Origin of the sequence: Cerasibacillus quisquiliarum (genome assembly GCF_014202495.1) — a bacterium.
Classification (GTDB): domain Bacteria; phylum Bacillota; class Bacilli; order Bacillales; family Amphibacillaceae; genus Cerasibacillus; species Cerasibacillus quisquiliarum.
Map to the genome: position 1 here is coordinate 471259 of NZ_JACHHA010000001.1, position 19219 is coordinate 490477.

Below are 19219 nucleotides of genomic sequence, written 5' to 3' on the forward strand. Positions count from 1 at the left end.
GAGACTCCACGTTGTCGTTTCAATGCATAGTCTCGTACTGTATTTCTCCTATGAGAGTCCACGTTGTCGTTTCAACGTACAGTCTCGTACTGTATTTTTCTTATGAGAGTCCACGTTGTCGTTTCAATGCATAGTCTCGTACTGTATTTTTCTTATGAGAGTCCACGTTATCGTTTCAACGTACAGTCTCGTACTGTATTTTTCTTATGAGAGTCCACGTTGTCGCTTCAATGCATAGTCTCGTTTATAATATCATCATCGAGAGGCTGTATTGCCGGTTCAATGAATAGTCTAGTCATCCATTTCCTTCCTGAGAGGTCGCGTTTCAGTTATCCCATCAAGCCTGACCCTCACTTCTACGTAAATAAAAACGATAAAAGTAATGGAACGGCAAATATCCAACAACCCCACCTAACTTGGTGGGAAAACCACAAGAAAAAGTGAACAACATTCAGTTTTATTAGTGGATGAAGACTTGAATATAGTGAGGAGTTTTTTTAACCCTTTCCCCCACTATTTTTCCAAATTCCTGAAGTCTGCTTCCTTAAAGGAACGTATCATCCCCCAAAATATAAAGCGATATACAAACCCAATAAGAAAAAACATATAAATATATTCAAAAGGAGTGAAAGGCTCATAATCAATTAAATAAGAATTTAAAAAAACTAGAAATAGAGATAAATACTCTATTAAAGAATTTTTAAATCCATTTTCTTCATACATGTGCTTCGTTTTTTTTATGTTAAAAACATCTTTTATTCCTTCACCGTTAGTCATTTCTTTAAGCATACCTTTGATAAAGCATAGGCCGATTAAATAAATTCCCAAAGCAAGCACATAGTCTATGTTCAAAATCTGCGTTATTAAACAATAAATTACAGTGAATAAAAGAAAATACATTTTTTACTATTTCCCCCTTGTTTATTCTTGGTATTTACTAGTATATTGTAAATCAAACATCATGTATACGCTTCCAATAAAAGATCAGGAGGGTTCATGTGTTAAAAAGGTTCTTTACTCTATTAATTGTTGTCGCTAGGTTACTTTGGCTTTTTCTACTTCAGTAAGCGCTAACGGAATTAGCTACGGTAAAAAGGAAGATTCTATTGATTGGGATGCTGATTCGAAAATTCTGGTTGTTAATCCCGATGCTATCGTAGTAGACAAAGAACAGATTGAATTGGCAGAAAATCTATCAAAATTCTTTGAAGAAGACGCAAATGGAAATGTTGAATTTACTGCCGACAAAGAAATACTTGTGGAACTGGGAATTTCAGAAAGTGATGCTGAGATAATGACTTCAATATGGGCAGGCCAATAGATACCATCAAATTTAAAAGTAAAATGATTGATAATTTCTCCGGCAGGCAAATGTTTAAATAAAATGAGCTTTGTTAAAATGAGTAAATAGAGACAAAAGGCTATTATTAATCCTGTTCTGACAACAACTCGCATAATTCCCCACCTATCTTAGATATAGTTGTAACGTATCTACTAATTATGAACCATATTTATTTTGTATACTATAAAGATGTGACATGTTCAATTTCTTCATCATTACGAAACAAAGACCTGCTGTGGAAATCCCCAATATGATAAATAAACGGATATCAAGATAAATAGCGTCTATAATCGATTGAACAGGTGCTGGTGTGATGATTAGGAGTAAAGTAATTAATCCTGTTGCTAAGAATAACGAGAGAATATAATAGACAAGTAATTCCGTTAAAAAGATTTTAATAATATCTTGAGTAGTCCCTCCTAGAGATTTGTAAATAAGAAGCTCTCTTTCACGTTGATAAAACTTCATTAAAAAGACTATAAATATAATCGTTCCCACAAATAACCCCAATATGATAAATAACAGAATGCCAAGTCGGCTTATAAATCTAGCTTGGTCTTTGCTTTTTTCAATAAATGCCTCTTTAATGTAGTATAAGTTATCTGGATACATAGCTGCTAAAGTTGCCAACTTATTTTCTAGTTGTTTAATTTCATTTATATTAGCTTGCGCATCTCGGTAAATTTCCAGGTTTCTATAACCAGGGAAGATATCATATTTTTGCATGGTGTTCTCATGAATCATAATGATTATGTTAGAAAATGCTTCTTTTGTTATTGGGTGAACGATCGTTTTCTTTACGGATTCTAAAACTTGTAAATCCCACTGCTTATACTCTAATTCATTATTGAGATTTTCAATTCTCCCAATGGATAATGTATCAGGTTGATCGAACCGAATTGTTTCATCTGGAATGATAAGTATCATAGATAGAGAATCTTGCAATTTATGATATGTGCGCTCACTAAATTTGAGTTGAGAATTAAAAAGTGACCAATTGTTATCATTTAAAACGACATAATGAATATTAGATAAAGGAACATAGTCGAGCGGCATGTCTAACTCTAATAGATCATGTTCTGTAAAAACAACACCCGAATCTTCCACATCTTCGTGAAAACGATTAATGATTGGTGCGTTTAATGAATCGTCTTTTAACAACAAGCTCGTTCCAAGTGTTTTCGGTTCTTTATCCATGAAGGCTACTGCTTCATTTTCTATTTCATCTACTAAATGACTAGGAATATATTCTGGTGTGAAAAAGATTTCAAATTGCTGTAAATGCACAAATGCATCTGACCTTTTGGAACTAAAAATATAATCGGCCATTTTTTCATCCGTTTCATATAATGTTTCATTTGCTATAAGCTCACTTAAAAATATTAACACGAGTAAACTTGTCAACAGCCCGATGATTAAGAAAAACGATTTCAACGAATGGAATAGATTTAAATAAAATAATTTCCATTTCACATGCCAATTCTTTATCCACAGTTCTATAAACACAGGTAAATGTCGAATGTTATCCCTTGAAGTTGAATATGTAAGATGACAAACAATTAATATTAAACATCCCATTAATAAAATCGCTATTAGGGTGATTGTCATAAGTAAAAGCATATTTAATTTAGGTAAAATATTAAAGATATAGACAGACATGATATGGATAAGAAACATGAAAAAAGCACTTATGGATACAATAATTAAACCTTGAAAGAAAGCCAATTTATAGATATGCCATGGTGTAAAACCTAAATTTGAAAAAAGATTAAAATGACTGCGAAATCGTATTGAATAATAGAATGAAAAAATGTATGTGAAGACAATCAAAGCAGTTATTGTGATTACTGATAAAAATAGTGTTGTTAAGACATAAACCTGATTGACTTGCTTTAAATGATCATCATATAAATTTGTATTAATGACAATTGCGTCATAATCCAATTCCTGCAAATTATTATGTTTAAAAAAAGTATCAATTGTATCAAAGTCGAGAGTAAGTGACTCTTTTCTGTCTTTGATTAATATCATATGTTGTTGAATATCTGGGAAGGGTTGTGTAAAATCACGAGTCAAAATGATATTTGGAAATGTATTTTTCCCTTTATCAATTATCGTTGAACTAGACCAAATACCGGAATAGTTTTTAACAATCCCAACGACAGTAAACGCCTCTCCCTCTATATTGAATGTGAAAGGAAGCTTGATGTCAGTTTGCTTGGACCCTTTAGCAAGGTGTTTAATAGTAAATTCTTCGACTAGGACTTCATAATCTGACTCTGGCATTCTTCCACGGAGGAGATTCATTTGAGTCAAAGCGTGCTCGTCCATCCACCCGATTGTGAAATCCAAATCTTGATCATTGTTTAAGAGACCGAATGTATATATATTTCCAGAAATGCGGAAATGTCCAGTTTCCCTTAGTGCATTTTCTCCAGTCATGGGTTCATCGGAATTTACAATTAAAGTGTGGTCACCATATGTTTGATAAGCGGCTAATTTTGCTTGATCCACATATTGATGCAATATCCCAACGGCAATCGTTATAAATACGAGTATAAATGTTAGAGCGCTAACAATTGACCAGAAAATTTTTTTATCATTCCATAATAATTTCCATGCGTAAGATAATAGTTTTACCGATTTCATTGTTTACCCTTCATTCTATACGAGTTTTCCATCCTTTAGTATAAATAGATGATCCGGATTTTTAATTAATTGTTTATCATGTGTGACAACGAGTAATGTCGTTTGATTTTTTTTACAAAGACGAGTTAATAATTCAATTACCCTTAATGAATTCTCAGAGTCCAAATTACCTGTAGGTTCATCCGCAAAAATGACTTTTGGATTGTGGATCATTGCCCTTGCGATGGCCACTCTTTGTTGTTGCCCACCAGATAATTCACTAGGAAAAGAACGCATATAATGATAAATCTCTAAATCTTTTAGTAGTTGATAAACGGCTTGTTCATTTACTTTTTGATTTGTAATATGTAGTGGCATGATGATATTATCATACACCGTCAATTCATAAATGAGTTGAAAGGATTGGAATACATAACCAAAATATTTTCCGCGGAACTGTGCTTTTTCTTTTTCTGATAACCTATAATAATCTTTATTCATCATATAAACAGTACCAGTACTTGGTTCAATCAACCCACTTAATATATTTAACAGTGTTGATTTTCCAGACCCACTTTTACCCATAATAACGTTAATTGAACCTTCATCAATAACGATATTTGTATTTTTTAGTGCTGCTGTTCTAGAATTGTGATACGTTTTGGATATTTCGATGGCTGAAATCATATGATGACACTCCTGAAATTTTAAAATTTAAATTAAGGGATTCATAACAATTATTAAAAAAACTTTTTATAAATTTTACCATTATTTCGAATACCTATCAATAAACTAAAGGAGCAGGTGTAGTAACGTAAATTCTATATATTGCTTATTTCTAGATTGTTCTTCTATCATCCATTTCAACGTAAAACAACGACATACAGACAATTAACAATCCTAAAACCAACATACTTCAATCCCACCCCAGAACATGCTAAGATGAAAACAAATGTTAAATAATAGGAGGGCTTTTCATGAAGTTATATTGTTATCCGAATTGTGGTACATGCAAAAAAGCTGTGAAGTGGCTTGATGAGCAAGGAATCAAATATGAGTATATACATATTGTAGAAAATCCACCGACAAAAGAAGAAATATTAGATTTTATGGATAAAAGCGGTCTGCCGCCACGTCGATTCTTTAATACGAGTGGGAAAAAATATCGCGAACTTAATATGAAGGATAAAATTAAAGATATGACGAAAGAGGAAATGGCTGAACAATTAGCTCAAGAAGGGATGCTCATTAAAAGACCGATTGCGACAGATGGTGAACGTGTTACAGTTGGTTTTAAAGAGGATGCATATGCTGAAACTTGGAGTTAATGTTCTAGGCATCTTATGATAAAATAAAAACAAGCAATGATTTACTGGCAAATTTTTCTGTAAACTTGTATATTTAAGTATGAAGCCGCAATGATTGAATGGAGGGAATTGGAATGGATTTTCCAAAAGAACTATTATACTCTGAAGAACATGAATGGGTTAAAAAAGAAGATGGCAAAGTGCGAATTGGGATAACTGATTTTGCACAAGATGAATTAGGTGACATCGTATTCGTTGAGTTACCTGAAGTTGGCGAGGAAGTTGAAGCAGATGAACCTTTCGGTAGTGTCGAGTCCGTTAAAACGGTATCCGAACTTTATGCTCCAGTAAGTGGTAAAGTCGTTGAAGTAAACGAAGATCTTGAGGATAGCCCTGAGTTTGTAAACGAATCACCATATGAAAAAGCGTGGATGATCGTTGTTGAAGTTTCTGATGAATCAGAATTAGATAAACTCATGTCTAGTGATGAATATAAAGCAATGGTAGAAGAAGACTAAGTGTATATGAAGTTTACAAGGAGGTTGGTCGTTTTGCTGTGAACGATACAACCTTTTTTTCGTTTATTGCTTAATCAGTAGATTTAAGTTGTGAGCTGAAAAGATTATTAAATCAAATATGCATATTTAAAAACATTTGACATTGCGAGGTGTATAACATGCTTCCTAAAGTGATAATTGTTGAAGGATTAACAGATAAACAGCAAATAAAAAAAGTCATAACGGAAGATGTTACCATCATTTGTACAAACGGAACACTCGGAATTGAACGCTTTGATAACATGTTAGAAACGTATCAACTGGATGATCGTGATGTATATATAATGGCAGATGAAGATAGAGCAGGATGGAAATTACGCAAGCAGTTGAAGCGAGAGCTACCCCATGCTGAACATATTTATATCCATCCAGATTATAAAGAGGTCGCTACAACACCGTTACATGAAATAGCTCATGCCTTAGTGAGTAAAAACATTGAAGTGAACCCTATTTTTCTGTAAGCTTAAAAATTAGGGTGATTAAATGATAAAAATAACGGAAAACCAACTTGAAGCAGAAGAAATATTACTATATATACATAGCCCATTTTGTGGAACGTGTCACGTTGCCCGTCAAATGCTTGAACAAATTGAAGGGATTCATAAACAAGATATATTCTATGAAATGAACGCATCCCTTTATCCTCAATTTATGCAAGATAATGAAGTTGAGAGTGTACCATGTCTATTTATCAAAAAAAATAATGAAGTAAAAGAAAAAGTCTATGCTTTTCATTCAATAGGGAATATATACCAATATTTATATCAATATAAACCAGAATTATTTCAACAAGATTAATAATAAGAAGATATAGCACAATAAATATAAATGAGTTGACATTTATGATTAAAATGCGTATCATTGCATTTATTAGGAAAAAGCATAAAAATGAAATCTCTTATCAAGAGCGGTGGAGGGACAGGCCCGTAGAAACCGCGGCAACCTTTAGGATATTCCTAAAACGGTGCTAATTCCTGCAAAGCCATGCTTTGGAAGATGAGAGAACGAAGATGAATGATATCGTCTTTCTGTTCTCTAGAGCAGGAAGACGTTTTTGTTTATATGACATTAAGTGATAGGAGGGCATAGAGTGATTTCAATAAAAGAACTCCGCAAAGAATTTACTGTTGAGGATAAAAAGATTGTTGCAGTCGATGATGTGACATTAGATATAAAAAGAGGCGAAATCTTCGGAGTCATTGGCTATAGTGGAGCAGGGAAAAGTACATTTATTCGCTTGTTAAATGGTTTAGAACAACCAACAAGTGGTGAAGTGTTTATTAATGGTAAAAGATTTTCCCATATGAAAGGTGAGAGTTTACGTCAGGCACGTCAAAAAGTGAGCATGATTTTTCAGCATTTCAATTTACTTTGGTCGAGAACGGTTGAAGAAAACATTGCTTTTCCATTAGAAATTGCAGGTGTATCAAAAGAAGAAAGATATGATCGCGTTCAAAATCTAATTGAACTTGTCGGCTTACAAGGACGTGAAAAAGCTTATCCAAGTCAACTATCGGGAGGACAAAAACAACGGGTCGGTATCGCTAGAGCATTAGCGAATGAACCAGATGTGTTACTCGGTGATGAGGCAACAAGTGCACTTGATCCTGAGACAACGGATGCTATTTTAGATTTACTCGTAGATATTAATGAACGTTTAGGTATTACAATTGTTTTAATTACCCATGAAATGCACGTCATTCAAAAAATTTGTCATCGTGTTGCAGTCATGGAAGCAGGAAGGATTGTTGAAATGGGTAAAGTGCTAGATGTGTTTCAAAATCCACAACAATCTGTTACGAAACGTTTTGTATCACAATTAACAGGTGTTAAAGATACTTTACCGACATTAGAGATGCTTTTTGACAATTATCCGAGTGGTTCGCTCATTCAGCTCACTTTTGTTGGTAAAAAAACAGAAGAGCCGATATTAACGGAGCTGATTCGAAACTTTCAAGTATCGGCAAGTGTCGTCCACGGACATATTAACGAAACGAAAGACGGTCCATATGGCACATTAATCGTTCATATCGACGGTGCAGAAAGTCAAATTCATGAAGCATTGCAATTTTTGCAATCAATTGATGTGAAAGCAGAGGTTTTAAGCAATGAATGAGCAGACATCGAATGAAACAACGTCATTTATTGAACAGATTTTTCCAAATGTAGATTGGGGACAAATGTGGGAGGCAACATATGAGACACTTTATATGACCGCATTGTCAACGGTATTTACCTTTATATTCGGTTTGGTGATAGGCCTTCTTCTGTTTTTAACAGCGCCACATAATTTATGGGCCAATCGCATCGTTCATTTTTTAACTGGAGCTTTCGTAAACATATTTCGTTCGATACCTTTTATTATTTTAATCATTTTACTCATTCCATTTACGAAGCTCATCTTCGGATCCATTCGTGGAGCAAACGCAGCTCTTCCTGCATTAATTATCGGAGCGGCTCCGTTTTATGCGCGAATGGTGTTAATTGCTTTACGCGAGATTGATAAAGGAGTTATAGAAGCAGCGAAATCAATGGGAGCTAAAACAAGCACCATCATTTGGAAAGTGCTTATCCCAGAATCACGTCCAGCATTAATTTCAGGCATCACTGTCACTTCTGTCGCACTTGTTGGCTATACAGCGATGGCTGGAGTGATCGGTGCAGGAGGGTTAGGTCATTTAGCCTTTTTATACGGGTTTCAACGCAATCGGCCGGATGTGACATTAGTTGCTACAATTATTATCTTATTCATTGTTTTTTTCATTCAGTGGCTTGGTGATACGATTTCGGCAAAAGTTGATAAACGTTAACATACTAGTTCATCTAGTTCCCATATATAAATAATAAAATAATAGGAGAGATCATACATGAAGAAATGGTTGCAATTATCAATTATTGTGCTCGTTGCTATTGCATTAGTAGCATGTGGAGCGGATAAAGAAGACAAAAGTTCAGATTCAAAGGACAATGCGTCAGGTGAAACTGTCACATTAAAAATAGGCGCATCACCCAATCCGCATGTTCCCATTTTAGAAAAAGCAAAACCAATCTTAGAGGAAAAAGGAATAGAGCTTGAGATTGAAACATATACAGAATATGTCATGGCGAATCAAGATTTAGATGCAGGCGATTTGGATGCTAACTTCTATCAACATATACCGTTTTTCGAATCTCAGAAAGAAGAGCATGGTTATGATATCGAAAATGCAGGTGGCATTCATATCGAACCAATCGGTATTTACTCACAACGTCATAAAAGCCTAGAAGATTTACCAGAAGGTGCGACGATTTTATTAAGTAGCTCAGTCGCTGACCATGGTCGTATGTTAGCTTTACTAGAGGCAAAGGGATTAATTAAATTAAAAGAAGGCATCGATAAAACAGTAGCCGTTGTGGATGATATTGAGGAAAATCCTAAAAACTTTAAGTTCGATGACTCAACATCACCAGAAATGCTCGTACAAATGTACTTAAATGATGAGGGAGATGCGGTTTTAATCAATTCAAACTTCGCCCTTGATCATGATATTAATCCTATTGAAGAAGCAATTGCCATAGAAGATTCTGATTCACCATATGTGAATATTATTGCTGTGCAGTCGAAAGATAAAGATAACGAAGCAATTAAAACGCTCGTTGAAGTTCTTCGTTCTGAAGAGATTCAAGAGTTTATTTTAGAAGAGTATAACGGTTCAGTTGTACCGGTTGACGAAGATTAAATTTTTATTGTCTTTAATTATAAAGGACGATTGCAATCGGTTTAGTGCAAAATGAATATGAGATAGATCCATCTATTTCGTACGTTAGAGTTAAGATTTAGTCTATTTCCCACTCCTAATTATTAGGAGTGGATTTTTTATGGTTGCGTAAATAGATTAGCCTGGATTAACACCATCAATTTTCGCTAACTAACCAATTCCATAAAATGTTCATTTTACAATGACAATTTTAAAATCAGGCTCATTTCATTTAAATCGATTATTGTGCTTCACTTATTTATCTTTATATAAGAAACAGCTCTTTCTTTGTTGAATTCCAATCGGGTTTTGTATCAATAACCATCGCTTTTATTTGTTTAATTGAAAATATAAAGTGAAAAACATCACATTCATTTCATCTCATTAAAGTGTAAATATATATGTGTTATAATGTTTTAGAGAGAGTTATCTCAATCATTTGCTATTAATTGCTAGATGATTTAAGATGATAATGATAATAAATTGAGAATTGGTGATAATGGTTCTCAAACATAACTATTTTTAATTGGAGGTATCATTATGGCTGGATCTACTTTAGAAATTAAAGACCTTCATGTTTCAGTTGAAGGGAATGAAATATTAAAAGGAGTTAATTTAACGATAAAGGGTGGCGAGTTCCACGCAATTATGGGACCGAACGGAACCGGTAAATCAACTTTAGCATCCGCAATTATGGGACACCCAAGCTATGAAGTGACAAAGGGAAGTATTCTTCTTGATGGAGAAGAAGTGCTTGATATGGAAGTTGACGAGCGTGCACGAGCAGGTTTGTTTTTAGCGATGCAATATCCAAGCGAAATTAGTGGTGTCACAACGTCTGATTTCCTACGTTCATCTATAAATGCGATTCGTGGAGAAGGTAATGAAATCCCACTTATGCAATTTATTAAAGAGATGGATGAGAAATTAGAAGCATTAGAAATCGATAAAAGTATGGCACAGCGTTATTTGAACGAAGGCTTCTCTGGGGGAGAGAAAAAGCGTAATGAAATTTTACAAATGAGTCTATTAAAGCCAAAAATTGCTATTCTTGATGAAATTGACTCAGGTTTAGATATTGATGCGCTTAAAATTGTTTCTGATGCGATTAATGACATGCGTAGTGAAGAATTCGGGACATTAATTATTACGCACTATCAAAGATTATTAAATTATATTAAACCAGATTACGTCCATGTTATGATGCAAGGTCGTGTTGTTAAATCAGGTGGACCTGAGTTAGCAAAACGTCTAGAAGAAGAAGGATACGAATGGTTAAAAGAGGAACTTGGTATTAAAGATGAAACTGTTGGACAAGAAGCTTAAGTTAGGAGGGTTAGCATGACTGTTGATACGGAACAGATTTATACAAAAGAATATATTAAACAGTTTTCCAAAGATAGAAATGAACCAGAGTGGATGAAAACGTTACGCCTTCAGGCATTGGAACAGTCAGAAACTCTTGACATGCCTAAACCTGATAAAACAAATATCGTCAGATGGAATTTCAGTCGTTTTAAACATGACTATGTCGAGGGTGAAGCGATTCAATCATTGGAACATCTACCTGAAGAAATAAAAGATTTCTTTGATCCAGAAAATTTACCTGAGAACTTACTCATTCAAAGAAATCACTCCATTGCTTATGCATCACTAAGTAATGAACTAAAAGAAAAAGGTGTTATTTTCACAGATATATTTACTGCTTTACAAGAACATGAAGAACTTGTTAAAAAATATTATATGAAAGATGCCGTATCTATAGATGAACATCGTCTAACTGCTTTACATGCAGCGCTTATGAATGGCGGTATTTTCGTATACGTCCCTAAAAACGTAGAAGTAAAGACACCATTACAAGTTGTGTTCTGGCAAGAGGATCCAACGATTGCTTATTTCAACCATGTAATTGTTGTAGCAGAATCTAATAGCTCGGTTAATTATGTGGAAAACTATATTTCAAATAATGAAGAAGAAACAGTAGCTAATATCGTTACAGAAGTATTCGCACATGATAATGCACAAATTGCTTTCGGTGGTGTAGATAATTTTGCAACTGGCACTACGATTTACATGAACCGCCGTGGTGTTGTCAATCGAGATGCAACGATTAATTGGTCGATTGGACAAATGAATGATGGGAACACAATCTTTGAAAATATTACAGAACTTGTCGGTGACAATTCCTTATGTAATGCGAATACAGTCACTGTCGGTCGTGGTAAACAGATCCAAAACATTACATCTAAAACAATCCATTGGGGCAGAAATGCAGAAGGGTATATTTTACAACATGGTGTGATGAAAGACAGTGCAAGTAATGTCTTTAATGGAATTGGTAAAATTGAAAACGGCGCATCAGGTTCTAACGCAGAACAGACATCACGTGTCCTTATGTTAAGTGAAAAAGCTCGTGGAGATGCAAACCCAATTCTTCTTATTGAAGAAGATGACGTTATGGCGGGTCATGCTGCATCAGTTGGCCGCGTGGACCAAATGCAGTTATACTATCTCATGAGCCGTGGAATTACAAAGCAGGAAGCGGAAAAACTTATTATTCACGGATTCCTTGAGCCAGTTGTTTCTCAATTACCACTTGAATCAGTGAAAAAGCAACTAAAACAAGTCATTGAAAGGAAGATTAACTAATGGATGTTAAAGCCATTCGTGAGATGTTTCCAATTCTTAACCAGGAAATCAATGGTCATCCGTTAGTCTATCTCGATTCATCAGCAACGGCACAAAAGCCGATTACAGTCATTGAAGCAGTGAATGACTATTACCGTAAGAACAATGCGAATGTGCATCGCGGGGTGCATACTTTAGGCTCACGTGCAACAGATCAATATGAAGGAGCACGTGAGAAAGTGCGCCAATTTTTACATGCTAAAAGTACGGCGGAAATTATTTTTACACGCGGAACGACAACGTCGATAAATATGGTCGCTTATGGTTATGCACGTCACCAATTAAAAAAAGGCGATGAAATTGTCATAACGCCAATGGAACATCATAGTAATATTATTCCATGGCAACAAGCTGCGAAAGCAACGGGCGCTACATTAAAATATATCCCATTACAGGAAGATGGTACAATTACATTAGATGATGTAAAGAAAACAGTAACAACAAATACAAAAATCGTTGCCATCACGCATGTTTCCAATGTGCTCGGTACGATTAACCCGGTGAAAGAAATCGCTCAGATTGCACATCAAAACGGTGCTATTTTCGTCGTTGATGGTGCTCAAGGTGCGCCACATATGGAAGTTGATGTTCAAGATTTAGATTGTGATTTCTACGCATTATCAGGACATAAGATGGGAGCACCAACAGGCATAGGTGTTTTATACGGTAAGAAAGATTTGTTAGAAGTAATGGAACCTGTTGAATTTGGCGGCGAAATGATTGACTTTGTTGATTTATATGACTCAACGTGGAAAGAGCTCCCATGGAAATTTGAAGGTGGCACACCTATTATTGCAGGAGCAATCGGATTAGGTGCAGCGATAGACTTTCTACAAGATGTAGGCATGGAAAACATTTTAAAACACGAAGAACAATTAGCTGACTACGCACTAGAAAAGATGCGTACCATTGATGGTATCGAGATTTACGGACCTGAGAAGAGAGCAGCTCTTGTCACATTTAACTTAGATGATGTCCATCCACACGATGTTGCAACCGTTTTGGATGCAGAAGGAATCGCTGTTCGCGCGGGACATCACTGTGCACAACCATTAATGAAGTGGTTAGATGTAACAGCTACAGCAAGAGCAAGCTTTTATTTATATAACACGACTGAAGATATTGATCGATTAGTAGAAGGACTTCTAAAAACGAAGGAGTATTTCAATCATGTCTTTTAATAACCTAGACACATTGTATCGACAAGTCATCATGGACCATTATAAAAGTCCACGAAATCGCGGTAAATTTGAAGGCGATGTGTTAACAGTCGATTTAAATAACCCGACATGTGGTGATAGAATCGAATTACAAATGAAAGTCGATGAAGGTGTCATTGAAGATGTTAAATTTTTAGGTGAAGGATGTTCCATCAGCATGGCATCTGCATCTATGATGACAGAAGCTGTTAAGGGTAAAAAAGTGGAGGAAGCACTAAAAATGTCAGAACTTTTCTCTGATATGATGCTTGGAAAAGATATTGATTTTAATGAAATAGATTCAGGTGATATTGCAGCACTTCAAGGTGTTTCCCAATTTCCAGCTCGAATCAAATGTGCCACACTTGCTTGGAAAGCGATGGAACAAGGTGTGAAGAAAGAAGAATAAGTCAATGCGTTTTTTTGAACACATTGAAAAATTTTAAAGGGAGGTTGTAAGCAATGGCGAAAGATTTGCCAGTGTCTGATGAATATAAATATGGTTTTCGTGATAAAGACGTTTCGATTTTCCGTACTGAAAGAGGTTTAACACGTGAAGTCGTTGAAGAAATTTCTAAGATGAAAGAAGAGCCAGAGTGGATGCTTGAATTCCGCTTGAAATCATTAGAACATTTCTTCGAGCGCCCGATGCCAATGTGGGGAGGCGACTTATCAGAACTTGATTTTGATGAGATTGTTTACTACGTTAAACCATCAGAAAAACAAGGGCGTACATGGGATGAAGTACCTGACGAAATTAAACAGACATTCGATAAATTAGGTATCCCTGAAGCAGAGCAGAAGTACCTAGCAGGTGTATCCGCACAGTATGAATCAGAAGTTGTATATCAAAGCTTACAAGAAGATTTAGAAGAAATGGGGATCATCTTTACCGATACAGATTCAGCCCTTAAAGAGCATGAAGAACTGTTTAAACAATATTTCGGAAAAGTTGTCCCACCAACTGATAACAAATTCGCAGCACTAAACTCAGCTGTATGGTCAGGTGGATCATTCATTTACGTTCCACCAGGTGTAAAAGCAACGACACCATTACAAGCATACTTTAGAATTAACTCGGAAAATATGGGTCAATTCGAAAGAACATTAATTATTGTTGATGAAGGTGCATCTGTCCACTATGTTGAGGGATGTACAGCACCCGTTTACACAACAAACTCACTACACTCAGCGGTCGTTGAAATCTTCGTTAAGGAGAATGCATACTGCCGTTACACAACCATCCAAAACTGGGCAAATAACGTCTATAACCTCGTTACAAAACGGGCAACATGTGACGCGAACGCCACAATGGAATGGATTGACGGTAACATTGGTTCTAAAGTAACGATGAAATACCCTGCTGTCCTATTAAGAGGTGAGGGTGCAAGAGGTAACACATTATCAATTGCTATCGCTGGAAGAGGCCAAACACAAGATGCCGGTGCGAAAATGCATCATCTAGCACCAAATACATCTTCATCCATTGTGTCTAAATCAATTTCAAAACAAGGTGGAAAAGTAAACTACCGTGGTCTTGTCCAATTCGGTCGTAAAGCAGATAATGCAAAAGCAACAATCGAGTGTGATACGTTACTTCTAGACAACGAATCGATTTCCGACACAATCCCATACAACGAAGTATATAACGATAACATCTCACTCGAACACGAAGCGAAAGTATCAAAAGTATCTGAAGAACAATTATTCTATCTCATGAGCCGCGGCCTAGGCGAACAGGAAGCAACAGAAATGATCGTCATGGGCTTCATCGAACCATTCACAAAAGAACTACCGATGGAATATGCGGTTGAGATGAACAGATTGATTAAGTTCGAGATGGAAGGTTCAATCGGTTAAGGTCTTAAAAAACCCGTCACAGAAATATGTGTGACGGGTTTTTTGTCTACTCTGGGTGAATGATGATTATAAATCTTAATAAAACTAAACTATTTTTATTAATCTATAGATTGCAATTTTTAGAGTATATGTATTTGCAAAGGCTTGGATGTATCAATCTCTTTGCTATGACGAATACATTAAGGTTTCTGATGTTCGTGTTTTCAAGTAAACAAACAGTAATTGAACGCGAAAATGTAACCAAACTGCTTAATGGAAAATCGATCAGTGACAAAACATTTATAGTTGTGCTTAAACATGGCTGCAGTTATCTTACATTGGCTGCGGATCTACATAGTAAAATAATTAATTGTTTACTCTTTTTCCTGAAAAATGATGATTGAATAGATTATAACAGTATTGGAAAATGCCCATTACACATAAAAGTTTCAAATACATTTAAGACTGGTATAACCGAAAACTTTATAAGAACGAGTCTTTACTTGGATAGACAGTCGTTATATGGCTCAACCTAGCGAAATGTGTTTCACTAACCTTCCGTATTTGGCAAATTATCACGCCATAGTGGCTCTATGTAAATCCTTAACATATATATTCAAATAAGTTTTGATGCTAGTATAGTTTCATGGACACATCTTAGTTAAGTCATTACAATCAATCTTAGGAGGATGTGTCCAATGAAACATAAAAATAATGGCAAACGATACAATGATGATTTTCGTAAAATGGTTGTTGAATGATATCGTTCTGGTCAATCAGTCAAAGATTTAAGCAGCGAATATGGCGTTTCAGAAGTTACCATTTATGCATGGATTAAAAAGTTTTCTCCAATTGAATTAGAAGATGGTTCATCTGTTACTCCAGATGACTACGCAAAACTCCAAAAACAAATACTCCGCTTACAGGAGGAAAATGAGATATTAAAAAAGGCTATGGCCATATTCGCAAAAAAGTAGATGACAATGAAATCACTCATTTTATTGATCGACAGAAAAAAGAATATCCAGTTCAAACGATGTGTGATGTGCTCGGGATCCCAAGAAGTACTTACTATCAGTCGCTTCATAAAACAGAATCTAAACGTGAAAGAGAAAACCAAAAATTAACAAAAAAAATCACTCAGATTCATCATGATAGTCAAAAGCGTTATGGTGCACCGAAAATACACCGTCTATAAAAAAGAAAGGATATCATGTCAGTATGAAACGTGTTCAACGTTTAATGAAAAAGGCTGGTCTTCGTTCTATTATAGTTAAAAAATTCCGTCCTACATCAAGTAAACAAAAAGTTGTTGAGCGCGAAAATATCCTAAAAAGAGACTTTTCAACCAAAACGCTTAATGAGAAATGGGTCGATGATATCACATATATTTATACGCTTAAACACGGCTGGTGCTATCTTGCGTCGGTTATGGATTTACATACTAAAAAGATAGTTGGTTACTCTTTTTCCAGAAAAATGACGACTGAATTGATTATAAAAGCATTAGAAAATGCCTATCACACACAAAAACCAGATGAAGGTTTAATTTTCCATTCAGATCTTGGTACTCAATATACAAGTGGTGAATTTGCGAATATCATTAAAAAGTATGGAATGACACATTCCTTTAGTTATAAGGGCAGTCCGTATGATAACGCTTGTATCGAGTCCTTTCATGCCATTTTAAAGAAAGAAGAAGTCAATCATGTTCAATATTTTGATTATCATTCTGCTAAATTAGTATTATTTCAATACATTGAAAGCTGGTATAACCGCAAAAGAATGCATGGAAGTATCAGCTATAAAACACCGCAAGAATTAGAAAATGAGATTAAAGCTGTTACATCATAACGTAAACTTGCATAAGAGCACGGCTTTACATGGAGTGGCGGGTATGATAGCCTTTGTGGCATGCCAGCATTGTATTAAATAAGCTGGCCTAGGCTAAAGAAATCGTGCCCGCAGAGGCTCCATGTCAAGCCCAATAGCTTTATATAAATTAACATTCAAAGAACTATTGAAAACTTAACTTTTTTGTGTCCAAAATATTGACGTAGATCCAACACGATAAGTAATGTTAAGTTTGTATGGTAAATTGAAATCATTACGTGTTTCTATTTGGCCAAAAGGGACAAAGCTTTATGAAAAGAATGGTTTGTATGGAGTGAAAATCCCAAGTTACGGTACGTTTTTAGAAGGTGATGCACTGGAAGCCGGTGGAGGCGGAATTGAAGAGACATACTTGGAAACATTGAACATTTCGAGTAAGTGTTTAGAAACAGAGAATATTTTCGCAATAAATAAAGGTGTTAATTAATTATTTGAGAATGATTTATGACTCTGAAAAATAAACGTTGAAAATGGGTGATACACATAATTGATTAACATATACTTTCATAGCAAAGTTGAGGCGTACTACTAAGCTTCACATGTCAAGATAGAGAATCGATTCAATGCGAATAAGCGGACAGTATTACTTTTTGCGGCGCTTTTTTTCAGGTATAACGGGTATAAACTGTGATTTGAATAAAACCAAAAGAAGAGGACTTTGTAGTGGATATAGTGCCCCGCAAATATTTATTAGCAGAAATTGCCCAAGTTTTGGAAGAACATACAACCATCATGTAGTCTGAAGCAACCAATCATTAAAAAAATCCTGCCACCGCTAAAATGGTGACAGGATTTTTTCTTTTATTTCACCAACTTCACCCGATAACTGAGACAACTAGAAAGTGACACGGTTTCGTTGTATGTCCATGTGTCAAAATCCATTGCACCACCGGGGTAGAATGCTTTTACTTTTAGGTTTGCTTGATTGGCAAGTTCTACAATGTCATCTGGTGAATAGCATGTCAATGTTTGTGTATACACGTTTTCAGGATTATCCACATGCCACCACGTATCTGTCATTTCATTTGTTTCTTCTATAAAACCGTATTTACGGGCTACTTTTTTCGTTCCTAAAGGATACATACTCTTTCCATCTATCTTTTTCCAATAGTTTGGTTGATAAATATCAATCAATGCAACCCCATCATCATTCATCCATCCATAGATTCTGTGCAAAAGTTTTAATTGATCGTCATCATTTCCTACGCCAAAACCATCAATATAGAGGATGACGTCAAAGGTTTTATTAAGTGGTAAATCATAAAAACTCCCACAGAGTGACTTTACCGATGAAGGAATTGAATTGGCAAATTCGACCATTTCTGGAACGAGCTCAATCGTTGTGACATCTTTTTTTCGATGTGCGATACTTCTTGCTAATTGGCCATTTCCAGCTCCGAGTTCTAATACAGTTTGAAAGTGTCTCCCGATTTGTTGTTCAATTTCATCGACTTCTTTGTCTAATATGGTTGTTAAATTTATAACGTTTTTAAAATCGTGAAACTGTTTTTTATAAAAATTTAACGCTTCTTCTAATTTCATTTATTGTTCCTCCTATCATATTTTGATTATGAGAGAAGGATTTTGTCTAAGTTACGTGTACCCATACGGATTCCTCCTTTAGGAAAAGTATATCATAAAAACTTATAAGCTATCTGGGATTTTACGTGAGTGTGTCAGATGTGTAAATTATGATATAATGTTGTTGCTATTTTCGGATGAGAAGATAAAATAATTGCGGGATTAATATGACAGATTCCTTGCTTTATTATCGGGACATGAGCCGTCATATTGGCTTGAAATGGGAATTGTTTTACATGAAGCCGATCGGTGGGGCAAAGGAATAGGTAACCGTGCAATGACACTCTGTATAATTCATTTATTTGCGATATGCCTTTTACCTAAAAAAGCGAAGAATCATTTTCTTCGCTTATTTCGATTTAGTATCATCTGAACGCCTATTTGCAGATGATTGTTGAGAAATCAACGTATACACTAAATAACACCATAGAAGGCTACACATGGGATG

18 protein-coding genes, 1 pseudogene and 1 riboswitch are annotated in these 19219 nt (G+C 35.3%); of the genes and pseudogenes, 15 read left to right on the forward strand and 4 right to left on the reverse strand.

What is annotated here, in order from left to right; genetic code table 11:
* Positions 1-513 precede the first annotated feature (513 nt).
* Positions 514-900: a hypothetical protein gene (locus HNQ35_RS02265; protein ID WP_146934230.1), complete on the reverse strand. Its 387-nt coding sequence runs from the start codon at positions 898-900 to the stop codon at positions 514-516.
* Positions 901-1045: 145 nt separating this feature from the next.
* Here HNQ35_RS02265 and HNQ35_RS02270 point away from each other — a divergent pair, with 145 nt between their 5' ends.
* A complete protein-coding gene (locus tag HNQ35_RS02270) occupies positions 1046-1321 on the forward strand; it encodes a hypothetical protein (RefSeq protein ID WP_146934227.1) in 276 nt (91 codons plus the stop codon).
* Between the two features lie 177 nt (positions 1322-1498).
* On the opposite strand, the gene HNQ35_RS02275 is transcribed toward HNQ35_RS02270, so the two are convergent.
* Together HNQ35_RS02275 and HNQ35_RS02280 are read right to left on the reverse strand one after the other, a co-directional pair.
* Positions 1499-3991, reverse strand: a complete 2493-nt coding sequence (locus HNQ35_RS02275; protein ID WP_146934224.1) for an ABC transporter permease family protein — start codon at positions 3989-3991, stop codon at positions 1499-1501.
* A 15-nt stretch (positions 3992-4006) separates the two neighbouring features.
* Complete coding sequence (locus HNQ35_RS02280; protein WP_146934221.1) at positions 4007-4657, reverse strand: ABC transporter ATP-binding protein; 651 nt, start codon at positions 4655-4657, stop codon at positions 4007-4009.
* 290 nt (positions 4658-4947) lie between these two features.
* Here HNQ35_RS02280 and HNQ35_RS02285 point away from each other — a divergent pair, with 290 nt between their 5' ends.
* The 14 genes and pseudogenes from HNQ35_RS02285 to HNQ35_RS02350 all read left to right on the forward strand — a co-directional run bounded on the left by HNQ35_RS02285 (position 4948) and on the right by HNQ35_RS02350 (position 17617).
* Positions 4948-5298, forward strand: coding sequence for an arsenate reductase family protein (locus HNQ35_RS02285; protein ID WP_146934216.1), 351 nt, complete (start codon positions 4948-4950; stop codon positions 5296-5298).
* Positions 5299-5411: 113 nt separating this feature from the next.
* Positions 5412-5795 carry a glycine cleavage system protein GcvH gene (gcvH, locus tag HNQ35_RS02290; protein WP_146934213.1) on the forward strand — a complete coding sequence of 128 codons (384 nt, stop codon included), beginning with the start codon at positions 5412-5414 and terminating at the stop codon, positions 5793-5795.
* Between the two features lie 158 nt (positions 5796-5953).
* The gene (locus HNQ35_RS02295; protein WP_146934210.1) at positions 5954-6295 is read left to right on the forward strand and encodes a toprim domain-containing protein; all 342 of its coding nucleotides are present in this window, start codon (positions 5954-5956) and stop codon (positions 6293-6295) included.
* A gap of 22 nt (positions 6296-6317) precedes the next feature.
* A complete protein-coding gene (locus tag HNQ35_RS02300) occupies positions 6318-6632 on the forward strand; it encodes a thioredoxin family protein (RefSeq protein WP_146934207.1) in 315 nt (104 codons plus the stop codon).
* A gap of 97 nt (positions 6633-6729) precedes the next feature.
* Positions 6730-6837, forward strand: a riboswitch (SAM riboswitch).
* An 87-nt stretch (positions 6838-6924) separates the two neighbouring features.
* Positions 6925-7950: a methionine ABC transporter ATP-binding protein gene (locus HNQ35_RS02305; protein WP_146934204.1), complete on the forward strand. Its 1026-nt coding sequence runs from the start codon at positions 6925-6927 to the stop codon at positions 7948-7950.
* Positions 7943-8644: a methionine ABC transporter permease gene (locus HNQ35_RS02310; RefSeq protein ID WP_146934201.1), complete on the forward strand. Its 702-nt coding sequence runs from the start codon at positions 7943-7945 to the stop codon at positions 8642-8644. The genes HNQ35_RS02305 and HNQ35_RS02310 overlap by 8 nt, the downstream gene beginning before the upstream one ends.
* Before the next feature lie 57 nt (positions 8645-8701).
* Positions 8702-9553, forward strand: coding sequence for a MetQ/NlpA family ABC transporter substrate-binding protein (locus HNQ35_RS02315; protein WP_146934198.1), 852 nt, complete (start codon positions 8702-8704; stop codon positions 9551-9553).
* 558 nt (positions 9554-10111) lie between these two features.
* Complete coding sequence (gene sufC / locus HNQ35_RS02320) at positions 10112-10897, forward strand: Fe-S cluster assembly ATPase SufC (protein WP_146934195.1); 786 nt, start codon at positions 10112-10114, stop codon at positions 10895-10897.
* 15 nt (positions 10898-10912) lie between these two features.
* Positions 10913-12220 carry a Fe-S cluster assembly protein SufD gene (gene sufD, locus HNQ35_RS02325; protein WP_146934192.1) on the forward strand — a complete coding sequence of 436 codons (1308 nt, stop codon included), beginning with the start codon at positions 10913-10915 and terminating at the stop codon, positions 12218-12220.
* Positions 12220-13440: a cysteine desulfurase gene (locus HNQ35_RS02330; protein WP_146934188.1), complete on the forward strand. Its 1221-nt coding sequence runs from the start codon at positions 12220-12222 to the stop codon at positions 13438-13440. Before sufD ends, HNQ35_RS02330 begins: the two co-directional genes overlap by 1 nt.
* A complete protein-coding gene (gene sufU / locus HNQ35_RS02335; protein ID WP_146934185.1) occupies positions 13430-13867 on the forward strand; it encodes a Fe-S cluster assembly sulfur transfer protein SufU in 438 nt (145 codons plus the stop codon). The genes HNQ35_RS02330 and sufU overlap by 11 nt, the downstream gene beginning before the upstream one ends.
* A gap of 53 nt (positions 13868-13920) precedes the next feature.
* The gene (gene sufB / locus HNQ35_RS02340) at positions 13921-15318 is read left to right on the forward strand and encodes a Fe-S cluster assembly protein SufB (protein WP_146934182.1); all 1398 of its coding nucleotides are present in this window, start codon (positions 13921-13923) and stop codon (positions 15316-15318) included.
* Positions 15319-15995: 677 nt separating this feature from the next.
* Positions 15996-17151: pseudogene (locus HNQ35_RS02345) on the forward strand (IS3 family transposase).
* A 223-nt stretch (positions 17152-17374) separates the two neighbouring features.
* Positions 17375-17617: a hypothetical protein gene (locus HNQ35_RS02350; RefSeq protein ID WP_146934179.1), complete on the forward strand. Its 243-nt coding sequence runs from the start codon at positions 17375-17377 to the stop codon at positions 17615-17617.
* A 374-nt stretch (positions 17618-17991) separates the two neighbouring features.
* Here HNQ35_RS02350 and HNQ35_RS02355 read toward each other — a convergent pair whose 3' ends face one another.
* Positions 17992-18732, reverse strand: coding sequence for a class I SAM-dependent methyltransferase (locus HNQ35_RS02355; protein WP_146934176.1), 741 nt, complete (start codon positions 18730-18732; stop codon positions 17992-17994).
* Positions 18733-19219 lie beyond the last annotated feature (487 nt).

What these genes read in the sequence shown, in the direction of transcription:
- sufU (WP_146934185.1), top strand. Translation starts at nt 13,430, where the DNA reads ATGTCTTTTAATAACCTAGACACATTGTATCGACAAGTCATCATGGAC.
- sufC (WP_146934195.1), top strand. Translation starts at nt 10,112, where the DNA reads ATGGCTGGATCTACTTTAGAAATTAAAGACCTTCATGTTTCAGTTGAA.
- HNQ35_RS02285 (WP_146934216.1), top strand. Translation starts at nt 4,948, where the DNA reads ATGAAGTTATATTGTTATCCGAATTGTGGTACATGCAAAAAAGCTGTG.
- HNQ35_RS02310 (WP_146934201.1), top strand. Translation starts at nt 7,943, where the DNA reads ATGAATGAGCAGACATCGAATGAAACAACGTCATTTATTGAACAGATT.
- HNQ35_RS02300 (WP_146934207.1), top strand. Translation starts at nt 6,318, where the DNA reads ATGATAAAAATAACGGAAAACCAACTTGAAGCAGAAGAAATATTACTA.
- HNQ35_RS02330 (WP_146934188.1), top strand. Translation starts at nt 12,220, where the DNA reads ATGGATGTTAAAGCCATTCGTGAGATGTTTCCAATTCTTAACCAGGAA.
- HNQ35_RS02275 (WP_146934224.1), bottom strand. Translation starts at nt 3,991, where the DNA reads ATGAAATCGGTAAAACTATTATCTTACGCATGGAAATTATTATGGAAT.
- HNQ35_RS02265 (WP_146934230.1), bottom strand. Translation starts at nt 900, where the DNA reads ATGTATTTTCTTTTATTCACTGTAATTTATTGTTTAATAACGCAGATT.
- HNQ35_RS02295 (WP_146934210.1), top strand. Translation starts at nt 5,954, where the DNA reads ATGCTTCCTAAAGTGATAATTGTTGAAGGATTAACAGATAAACAGCAA.
- HNQ35_RS02315 (WP_146934198.1), top strand. Translation starts at nt 8,702, where the DNA reads ATGAAGAAATGGTTGCAATTATCAATTATTGTGCTCGTTGCTATTGCA.
- HNQ35_RS02350 (WP_146934179.1), top strand. Translation starts at nt 17,375, where the DNA reads ATGTTAAGTTTGTATGGTAAATTGAAATCATTACGTGTTTCTATTTGG.
- sufD (WP_146934192.1), top strand. Translation starts at nt 10,913, where the DNA reads ATGACTGTTGATACGGAACAGATTTATACAAAAGAATATATTAAACAG.
- HNQ35_RS02355 (WP_146934176.1), bottom strand. Translation starts at nt 18,732, where the DNA reads ATGAAATTAGAAGAAGCGTTAAATTTTTATAAAAAACAGTTTCACGAT.
- HNQ35_RS02280 (WP_146934221.1), bottom strand. Translation starts at nt 4,657, where the DNA reads ATGATTTCAGCCATCGAAATATCCAAAACGTATCACAATTCTAGAACA.
- sufB (WP_146934182.1), top strand. Translation starts at nt 13,921, where the DNA reads ATGGCGAAAGATTTGCCAGTGTCTGATGAATATAAATATGGTTTTCGT.
- gcvH (WP_146934213.1), top strand. Translation starts at nt 5,412, where the DNA reads ATGGATTTTCCAAAAGAACTATTATACTCTGAAGAACATGAATGGGTT.